7 protein-coding genes are annotated in these 9326 nt (G+C 68.3%); 1 reads left to right on the forward strand and 6 read right to left on the reverse strand.

The genetic code is table 11. From position 1 onward, the window contains the following. The 4 genes from VF662_RS04490 to trpD all read right to left on the reverse strand — a co-directional run. Nucleotides 1–270 (reverse strand): tryptophan synthase subunit alpha (locus tag VF662_RS04490; RefSeq protein WP_464138154.1); only part of this gene is annotated, 270 nt, incomplete at its 3' end. Continuing rightward, on the reverse strand, nt 267–1442 hold the full coding sequence (trpB, locus tag VF662_RS04495; RefSeq protein ID WP_464138156.1) for a tryptophan synthase subunit beta: 1176 nt from the start codon (nt 1440–1442) through the stop codon (nt 267–269). The genes trpB and VF662_RS04490, both read right to left, overlap by 4 nt. A gap of 103 nt (nt 1443–1545) precedes the next feature. Then, entirely contained in the window at nt 1546–2949 is a 1404-nt protein-coding gene (gene trpCF, locus VF662_RS04500; protein WP_464138158.1) for a bifunctional indole-3-glycerol-phosphate synthase TrpC/phosphoribosylanthranilate isomerase TrpF, read from the reverse strand. Further along, entirely contained in the window at nt 2942–4009 is a 1068-nt protein-coding gene (gene trpD / locus VF662_RS04505; RefSeq protein ID WP_464138161.1) for an anthranilate phosphoribosyltransferase, read from the reverse strand. Before trpD ends, trpCF begins: the two co-directional genes overlap by 8 nt. 357 nt (nt 4010–4366) lie before the next feature. On the opposite strand from trpD, the gene VF662_RS04510 reads away from it, so the two are divergent. Beyond that, nucleotides 4367–6157, forward strand: a complete 1791-nt coding sequence (locus VF662_RS04510) for a zincin-like metallopeptidase domain-containing protein (protein WP_464138163.1) — start codon at nt 4367–4369, stop codon at nt 6155–6157. Here the strand turns inward: VF662_RS04510 and VF662_RS04515 are convergent. Together VF662_RS04515 and VF662_RS04520 are read right to left on the reverse strand one after the other, a co-directional pair. After that, entirely contained in the window at nt 6145–8178 is a 2034-nt protein-coding gene (locus VF662_RS04515) for a TonB-dependent receptor (protein WP_464138166.1), read from the reverse strand. The genes VF662_RS04510 and VF662_RS04515 overlap by 13 nt on opposite strands. Before the next feature lie 52 nt (nt 8179–8230). Beyond that, on the reverse strand, nt 8231–9326 hold a 1096-nt coding region (locus VF662_RS04520), incomplete at its 5' end, for a DEAD/DEAH box helicase (protein WP_464138169.1).

Below are 9326 nucleotides of genomic sequence, written 5' to 3' on the forward strand. Positions count from 1 at the left end.
GTGGCGGGAGCGGAAGGCGCGAAGGATTTCGAAGCAGGCGGCGGGGGTGGCGCCGCCGGCAAGCGCCCGGTCGGCGGCAGCCTGGATGGTGGGGCCGTCGGCGATCGGATCGGAGAAAGGGATGCCGACCTCGATCATGTCCGCGCCGCCCGCTACCAGCGCGTCGAGGATGGCGCCGCTCTCCTCAAGGCTCGGATCCCCGAGCATCACGAAGGCCCCGAAAGCACCCTGGTTTCCGAGGCGCGAGAACATGTCGCGATAGCGGCTCATGCAGACGGGCTCAGCAATTCCTGCGCCTGGGCGACGTCCTTGTCGCCGCGGCCGGAGAGGTTGACCACCAGCACGGTCTCCTCCTCCGCCTCCTCCGCCATCTTCAGCGCGTGCGCGAGCGCGTGGGCGGATTCGAAGGCGCAGAGGATGCCCTCGGAACGGGCGAGGAGAGTGAAGGCGGCGAGCGCGTCCTTGTCGGTGCACCCGACATATTCGGCCCGGCCGCTGTCCTTGAGGTGCGCATGCTCCGGGCCTACGGCGGGGTAATCGAGGCCGGCGGAGACGGACCAGCTGTCCGAAATCTGCCCGTCGGCGTCCTGCAGCACATAGGTCTCCGCGCCGTGCAGCACACCTGGGCGGCCGCGAAGCAAAGTCGCGCCATGGTCGCTGCCGTCGAGCCCGCGGCCGGCGGCTTCGACGCCGATCAGGCGCACGCTCTCGTCGCCGACGAATTCGTGAAACGCGCCCATCGCGTTCGAACCTCCGCCGACACATGCGATCACCGCGTCAGGCAACCGGCCTTCTTCTTCGAGGATCTGCTCCCGCGCTTCCTTGCCGATCACGCGCTGGAACTCGCGCACCATCAGCGGGAAGGGGTGCGGCCCGGCGACCGTGCCGAGCAGATAGTGGGTGTCGGCGAAGCTCGCCGTCCAGTCGCGCAGCGCCTCGTTGACGGCGTCCTTCAGGGTTCGGCCGCCGCTTTCCACCGGGATCACCTCCGCGCCCATCAGCCGCATCCGGAAGACGTTGAGCTTTTGCCGCTCGACATCGTGCGCGCCCATGTAGATGCGCGTCTCGAGGCCGAAGAGGGCGCCCGCAAGCGCCGTCGCGACGCCATGCTGGCCCGCGCCCGTCTCGGCGATGATCCGGCGCTTGCCCATCTTCTTCGCGAGCAGCCCCTGGCCGAGCACCTGATTGGTCTTGTGGGCACCGCCGTGGAGGAGGTCCTCGCGCTTCAGATAGATGCGGGCGCGTTCGTTCCCGAGGTTGCGGCAGCGTGTGAGCGGCGTCGGCCGGCCCGCATATTTATGCAGCAGCTCCGACAGCTCGAACTGGAACGCCTCGTCCTCCATCGCCGCGACGAAGGCCGCTTCGAGCTCCTCGAGCGCCGGCATCAGGATCTCGGGCACATAGGCGCCGCCATAGGCGCCGAACCGACCGGTCATCAGCATAGCGGCGCCTTCCGATCGGTGGGTTCGGGAGCCGGAAGGTTCATAAGGTTCAGCTCCCCTGGGGCCGAAAAACGCCTGCCTGCGCCCGCCCGGCGCGGAAGGTTCAGCATTCGCGCTCTCCCCGCACCGGCAGCCGGAGCGCCTCGAAGAAGGCATGGAGCTTGCCTGCATCCTTGCGGCCGGGCGCCATCTCGACGCCCGAGCTCACGTCCAGCGCAAAGGCGCCGACTTCCGCGGCCGCCCGCGCATTTTGCGGCTTCAGGCCACCGGCCAGGATCCCGCCCTTGAGGTCGCTCCTGCCTTTCACCCGGCCCCAGTCGAACACCACTCCGGTGCCGCCGGAGCGGCCACCGACCGAGCTGTCGAACAGGGTCCGGTCCGCGCCCGCTCGCGCTTCCGGCACGTCGCCGTCGACGCCGCTTGCAGCCCAGATTTCACAGGTGGGGGGAAGCATCGTCCGAAGCGCCTTGATGTAGGCTGCGTCCTCCTGTCCGTGCAGCTGCACGACCGCGAAGCCGAGCCGGTGAGCGAGCTGCGCGACCTGCTCCACCTTCTCGTTGCGGAACACGCCGACGAGCGAAATGCCCTGCGCCGCTTTCACGATCTCGTCGGCCTCGGCGCTGTTGACGGCGCGCGGCGTGTTCGGAACCATGACGAGCCCGGCATAAGAGGCGCCGAGCTCCGCCGCCAGCTCGAGATCGTGCGCGTCGGTGAGCCCGCACACTTTCACCCGGCCGAATGCGAGCTCGCGCGCCGCCTGCGCCGGGTTCTCTGAGCGCATCAGCGACGAGCCGATGAGGAACGCGTCGGCATGGGCGCCGAGGCGTTCGATCTCGGCGCGATTCTGGATCCCGGATTCGGCGACCAGCAGCCGCTCGTTCGGCACCAGCGGCGCCAGGCGCTCGGTGGTCGCAAGGTCGATCTTCAGCGTCTTGAGGTCGCGATTGTTGATGCCGACGATCTCCGCGCCGAGCGCGATCGCGCGCTTCACTTCTTCTTCGGTGTGGGCTTCCACGAGCACGTCCATGCCGAGCGATTGCGCTTCGGCCAGCACCTCGGCCGCTTCTTCATCGTCCAGCACTGAGAGCATCGCCAGCACGGCGTCGGCGCCGTGGATTCGCGCCTCCGGTACCTGCCGAGCGTCGATCACGAAGTCCTTGGCGAGGATCGGCCCGGAGAACTCGGCGCGGACGGCGGCGAGATCCTCGTAGGAGCCGCCGAAATAGGGGGTGTCGACAAGCACGCTGATCGCATCGGCGGCACCGCGATAGGCACGTGCCATTGCCGCGGGATCGGCGGCTTCGCGGAGCGTGCCTTCGCTCGGGGAGGCGCGCTTCACTTCCATGATGAAGCGCGCGCCCGGCCGGCTCAGCGCAGCCTTCAGGCTCCGCCGGGTCGGCTCCGCCTGTTCCCGAAGCGCCTCGATCGCGACGCCCCGAAGCCGCTCGGCCACGTCCGCGCGCTTGCGGGCGACGATTTCGCCCAGCACGCCCTCGATCTCACGCATTGGTGATGTCCACGAAGGCTTTCAGGCGCTGATAGCCGGCGCCGGAAGCGAGCACGCCCTTCGCCACCGCGACCGCAATCTTGAGGTTCTCGGCAAGGCCGGCCGTCATCAGCAGCGCTCCTGCGTTGAGGGCGACGACGTCGGCCTCAACCGCGGGGCCGCAGCCCATCAGCAGTGCCTTCAGCCGCTCGGCATTCTCCTCTGGGCCGCCGCCCTTCAGCGCTGTCACGGGCGCCTGGCGGAGGCCTGCATCCTCGGGCGTGATCACCAGGGGCTCGATCTCGCCAGCGTTGAGCCGCACCGCCTGGGTGGGGCCGTGAAGCGCGATCTCGTCGAGGCCCGAGCCGTGCACGACCAGCGCCTTCTGAAGCCCCAGCGCCGCAAGCGTCTTCGCGACCGGCTCGAGCAGCTTCGGATCGGCGATGCCGAGCAGCTGCACCTGCGGCTCGGCCGGGTTCACGCAGGGGCCAAGGATGTTCATGATCGTCCGCACCTTGAGCGCACGGCGCACCGGCCCGGCATGGCGGAGGCCCGGGTGATAGCGCGGCGCGAACAGGAAGCAGACGCCGGCCTCGTCGAGCGCGCGCCGGGAGACTTCGGGAGACACGTCGAGCTTGGCTCCGAGCTGCTCGAGAACGTCCGCCGATCCGCAGCGCGAGGTAACGGAGCGGTTGCCGTGCTTCGCCACCGGCAATCCGGCAGCGGCCGCCACGAACGCGACCGCGGTCGAGACATTGATCGATCCCGATCCGTCGCCGCCCGTGCCGCACGTGTCGGCGAACAAATAGTTGGGCCGGGGAAAATATTCGTCGGCCGAACGAAGTGCCCGCGCCGCTCCGGTCAACTCCTCCGCCGTCTCGCCCTTGAGGCGGAGCGAGATCAGCATCGCGGCGATCGCCGGCTCGCTGAGGCGTCCCTCGACCAGAGCCTCGAACAGGCTCTGAGCCGCGGCGCTGTCGAGATCCTCGCCTGCATAGAGGCGCGCCAGCGCGGCCTCGGCTTCATCCTCGCCACGGGTTTCAATCGGCAGCTGCTGGGCAAGGTTGTTGTTCATGTACATCGTGGTGATCCTGGTGAATGCGCGAAAAAAAAAGCCCGCCGGGTGGGCGGGCCTGTCTTGATCTTCGGTGGGACTTAGAGAGTCCGGGTCACCATCGATGCAGGGCTGCCGCCGCGGAGGGAATGTCCCGCCACCAGCGCCATGCATGCGAAGCCGAAGCCGCCGTCGGGGCAGCCGGAATCGTCATGAGAGGAAAGCTCAGGTGCATCGCCCTCTGAAATCGCTGAAGAATTCCTATCGGTCAAGCATCTATTTCATCGGACGGGCTTACGCGGGCCCCGGTTCCCCGTCGGGCCGGACTTGATCCAGCTTCGATCTTCGCCTCCTATGCCGGAAACACGAATGTCCGGAGGCACCATGAAACTTCGCTTGTCGCTGCTGCTTGCCCCGATCGCGCTTGCCGCTTCCGTTCCGGTAGCGGCGCAGGCGCCGGTGCGGGCCTGGACCCCGGCGCAGGTGCAGCCGATCCTCGACAAGATGGGCCGCACGCGCCTCGCGCCGAACCTCTCCCACCTCAGCGCGGGCGAGCGGCAGGCGGTGGCGAAGCTGCTGGAGGTCGGCGAGATCTTCCAGAACCTCTACGAGCAGCAGCGGCACCGGAGCGCGCTGTCCGCCAAGGCCGCGCTTGCCAAGGCGAGTGACCCGCATTCGCGGAACCTGATGACGCTTTACCGGCTGAACTCAGGGCCGATTGCAACCACGCTCGAGAACAAGCGCGAGCCCTTCCTCGCCGTCGAAGCGCCGCCTCCGGGCAAGAACGTCTATCCCTGGGGCCTTACCGAGGCCGAGCTCCAGGCTGCGATCGCTGCCAATCCGGCGGAGCGCGGGCCGCTCACGCACCTCCGCCATGTCGTCCGCCGGGCCGACGCCGCGACGCTGAAGCGAGATATGGGCAAGCTGACTCAATATCCGGTGCTGGACACGCTCCACCCGGGGCTGAAGGCGAAGCTGCAGCGCCTCTCCCGCGCTCCAAACGCCCGCACTCTCTACGGGCTGCCTTATTCGGTCGCTTATGCCGACGAGATGGTGCGCTCGCACCGGCTCCTCCACGAGGCAGCCGCTTCAGTGGAGGCGGACGATGCCGAATTCGCCCGCTACCTGCGCAACCGGGCGCGGGACCTCCTCACCGACGATTACGAGGCGGGCGATGCCTCCTGGATCAAGGGCCGCTTCAAGAATTTGAACGCGCAGATCGGCGCCTACGAGACCTATGACGACGAACTCATGGGCACGCGCGCTTTCTACAGCCTCAGCCTGCTTGCGACGCGGAACGCCGAAAGCGCAGAGCTCCGGAAGGCGCTGCAGGGGATGCAGGAGCTGGAGAATTCGCTTCCGATCGACCGGCACAAGAAGGTGGTCGAGGACATTCCGGTCGGCGTCTACGACGTGATCGCCGATTTCGGGCAGGCGCGCGGCGGCAACACGGCGACCAACCTTCCGAACGAGCCCTACCTCGCCGATCGCTACGGCTCGATCATTCTCCTCCGCGCCAACATCATGCGCGATCCCAGCATCTTCGGCGGCGTCAACACGACCTGGACCACTGCGGTGGCGCCGAAATTCGCGGCGCATCTGACGCCGGATTCGAACTTCTACCGCACCCTCTGGCACGAGGTCGGCCACTATCTCGGCCCCGACAAGACAAGCGACAATCGCGAGTTCGACGCGGCGCTCGGCGCCGATGCAAGCATGCTCGAGGAGATGAAGGCGGACCTCGTCTCCCTGTTCGTCGCCAGGGAGCTCAATCGCCGCCGCTATTATACCGACGAGCAGCTCCGCTCCGTCTACGCGAGCGGGATCCTGCGCGTGCTCCAGAACAACAAGCCCCGGCGCGAGCAGCCCTACAACATGATGCAGCTCATGCAGTGGAATTGGTTCCTCGACAAAGGCGTGCTGTCGTTCGATCCGGCAACGGCGAAGCTCAGCATCGACTATGACCGCTACCACAATGCGGCGCGCGACCTCCTGAAGGAGGTGCTCGCGCTCCAGGATCGGGGCGACAAGGCTGCCGTCACCGCCTTCATCGACCGCTGGGGGAAGTGGGACGACAATCTCCACGGCAAGGTCGCGGCCAACATCCGCGCGCAGCAGCGCTACCGCTTCCGCCTGTTCGATTATGCCGCGACGGAGGGCGCTCAGTCGCGGTAGCGGAGGCCGATCCAGAGCGTGCGGGGGCTCGCGCGTTCGATGATACCGGCGGCCGTGATCCCGGCGACGATGCGCTCGTCGCTGAGATTTTCGGCTCGCGCTTCGAGGGCGAGGGTCTGGGTGATCGGCAGCGCGGCGGAAGCATCGAAGGTGAGCGCGCCCGGCAGGCGTTGCTCGTTCGAATCATCCTCGAACTGCCCGCCGGTGTAGCGCGCGGAGAGGGAGGCGCGGGCGCCGCTCGTGCCGGCCCAGGCGATCGTGCCGCTGGCCGTGTGGCGGGGCGTCTGCGCGGGGCGAAGGCCGTCGAGCGGCGCTGCTGCACCTGATGCGCGGACCTCCGCATCGGCGAAGCTGTAGCCGGCCGACAAGGACCAGGGACCGAAGCCGTAGCGGGCGTCGAGCTCTACCCCTCGGACCTCGATCGCATCCAGGTTCTGCCGCTGCCGATATTCGCCTCCCGCCGCGACGAAGCCGACGCCCGGAAACGTGCCGGGCCCACGGCCGAGCGTCACATTGGCGATGGAGTCGGTGAGGCGGTTCGCAAAGAGAGTGACGCCGATCCTGGCATTCTCATCGGCGCGGATATCGGCCCCCGCCTCGATACCGCGTAGCCGCTCCGGATCGAGCGCCGCATTGGCCGCAGTGGCATCGGCGCCCACGCGAAACGGCCGGTAGAGCTCGTTCAAGGTCGGCAGCCGCCAGCCGAGATAGGCGGCAGTGCGAAAGGTGACGGCATCGGCCGCTCGATAGGCGAGCCCTGCCCGGCCGGTCGGCTCCCAGCCCGACCGGTTGCCAAAGCGCGTGTCGGTGAGCAGGCCTCCGGTCGCGAACAGCCTCTCCTCCAGAAAGCCGTCCGCGATCCGCCAGCGATCCACGCGCCCGCCGCCGGTAAGCGTCAGTGCGCCGCTCTTCCACGCGGCCTCGGCGAAGGCGCCGAGCGTGCGGGTCCTGCCGCCCGCGATCCGGCGCCTCGTGCCGACATCGCCGACGAAGCTGAACCTCTCCCGAGTGACGCCCTCCGTGTCGCGCCAGTCGGCGCCGATCCGAACCTCCGTCCCCGCCCCGAGCGGCGGCCGCACTTCGAACCGCGCTCCGATGCCGGTGGAGGGAACGTTATATTGCTCGGAGGTGCGCGAGGCGGCCGTCCGGGCGGCGTTCACTGCGGCGAAGCTGTTGTAGAATTGGCGGGTCTGAACGTAGCCGAGCGCCGACCAGCGCCAGGCGCCGGAGCCCACCAGCCGGAGCGATGCGTCCGCGCCCTCCGTCGAAATGGCCGAAAACGCGGTGCCGCGCTCGCGATCGTCGCTGAACCAGAGGCCGTTTGCCTGCAGCTCCACCGACTCCGAAAGCGGCGCCACCGCCCGAAGCGAGACGCTGGCTTGCTCGTAGGGGGAGGGGCGGTCCGCCGGCCCTCGTTGCTCGCTCACCACCGGCACGAACCCGTCGCCGCGCCCGTAGCTTGCGGAGAGGCTGAGGAAACCCGAGCCGAGGCGGGCGCCGAAGCCGCCGTGAAGGTCGATGCCGTCGCGGCTGCCATAGGCTGCCGAAGCGGTGAGGCCGAGCAGATCGGAGGGAAGGGCGCTGATGAGCTCGATCGTCCCGGCGAGTGCTCCGGGTCCATAGACGCCGCTGCCGCCGCCGCGCACCACGCGCACTTGGCCGAGCCGCTGCGGATCGTAAGCGGGCCAGCTCACCCAGCCGCCGAAGGGATCGGTCTGAGGCACTCCGTCGAGGATCAGGAGCGCACGGCTGGACGCATTGCCGCCGAGCGCCCGAAGCGTCGCGCCCTGGCTGGTGGGGTTTGCCGACCGTGCATCGGAGCGGCGGAAGAGCTGGAAGCCCGGCACTTCCTTCAGGATCTCGTCGAGCCGGCCCGACGCCGAGCCGGTCAGCCGCTCCCGGCCGACGACGACCGTGTCATAGACTTCTTCGCCAAGCCCCGCCTCCAGCCCGCGGCCGGTGACGACGATCTCGTCGGTTTGCGCGGCAGGCGCGACGATGATGGGGCCGGAAAGCAACATGGCCCCGCCTTATTGGGGCGGAGCCATGAGAGCCAGCTGAGATGGAAGGCTTTTACCGTGCTGCGCGGCGCTGGCCGCCCGGCCGGGCGCCTTGCGGCCGCCCTGCCGGCCTCGGCCGGTACCGCTTCGACGGGCGGGCGGGGCCGCGGGGGCGCTCCTCGCGCTCGACGATTGCGGGGCCGGTGCGGCTTGCCTTGATGCTGTTCGCCTCGCGGATGAAATTCTCCGGAAGCGGCACCACTTCGATCTTCTGCTTGGTGAGCTTCTCGATGCCTTTGAGGTACGGACGCTCGTCCTCGGCGCAATAAGCGACCGCGATGCCGGCCGCGCCGGCACGCGCGGTGCGGCCGATCCGGTGCACATATTGCTCCGGCACGTTCGGAAGCTCGAAGTTGATGACGTGGCTGACGCCCGACACGTCGATGCCGCGCGCGGCGATGTCGGTCGCGACCAGGATCTTGGCCTTGCCGCCCTTGAATTCGGCAAGCGCACGCTCGCGCTGCGGCTGGCTCTTGTTGCCGTGGATCGCGTTCGAAGCGATGCCGTTGCCGGCGAGCAGCTTCACGACCCGGTCTGCGCCATGCTTGGTGCGGGTGAAGATCAGAACCCGGTCCATGTTGCCGCGGTCGGAGAAGCCGGCGCGGAGCATCATGGTGAGAAGCGCCTGCTTCTCGGTCTGCTGGCAGAAGGTGACGTACTGGTCGACCCGCTCCGCCGTCGTCGACGCCGGCGCCACCGAAACTTCGGCGGGGTCGGTCAGGAACTTGTCGGCGAGGTCGCGGATCGTCTTCGGCATGGTGGCCGAGAAGAACAGGCTCTGGCGCTTCGAGGGCAGCATCTTCACGATCTTCTTAAGGTCGTGGATGAAGCCCAGATCGAGCATCTGGTCGGCCTCGTCGAGGACGAGGATCTCGACGTTGCGAAGGTCCAGCGCGCGCTGTTCGACGAGGTCGAGCATTCGGCCCGGCGTCGCAACGAGCACGTCGACGCCGCGGGACACGTCCTGGCGGTTCTTGTTGATCGAAGTGCCGCCGAACACGGTCGCAACGGAGATGTGGGCGAAGCGGCCATAGGCGCGGGCGCTCTCGGCGATCTGGCTTGCAAGCTCGCGCGTCGGCGCAAGCACCAGCATCCGGCAGGTCTTGGGC

Source organism: Allosphingosinicella sp. (assembly GCF_036387215.1).
Classification (GTDB): Bacteria; Pseudomonadota; Alphaproteobacteria; order Sphingomonadales; family Sphingomonadaceae; genus Allosphingosinicella.

Excerpts from the sequence above, each read along its gene's own strand:
- trpB (WP_464138156.1), bottom strand. The coding sequence starts at position 1,442 with ATGCTGATGACCGGTCGGTTCGGCGCCTATGGCGGCGCCTATGTGCCC.
- trpCF (WP_464138158.1), bottom strand. The coding sequence starts at position 2,949 with ATGCGTGAGATCGAGGGCGTGCTGGGCGAAATCGTCGCCCGCAAGCGC.
- trpD (WP_464138161.1), bottom strand. The coding sequence starts at position 4,009 with ATGTACATGAACAACAACCTTGCCCAGCAGCTGCCGATTGAAACCCGT.
- VF662_RS04510 (WP_464138163.1), top strand. The coding sequence starts at position 4,367 with ATGAAACTTCGCTTGTCGCTGCTGCTTGCCCCGATCGCGCTTGCCGCT.
- VF662_RS04515 (WP_464138166.1), bottom strand. The coding sequence starts at position 8,178 with ATGTTGCTTTCCGGCCCCATCATCGTCGCGCCTGCCGCGCAAACCGAC.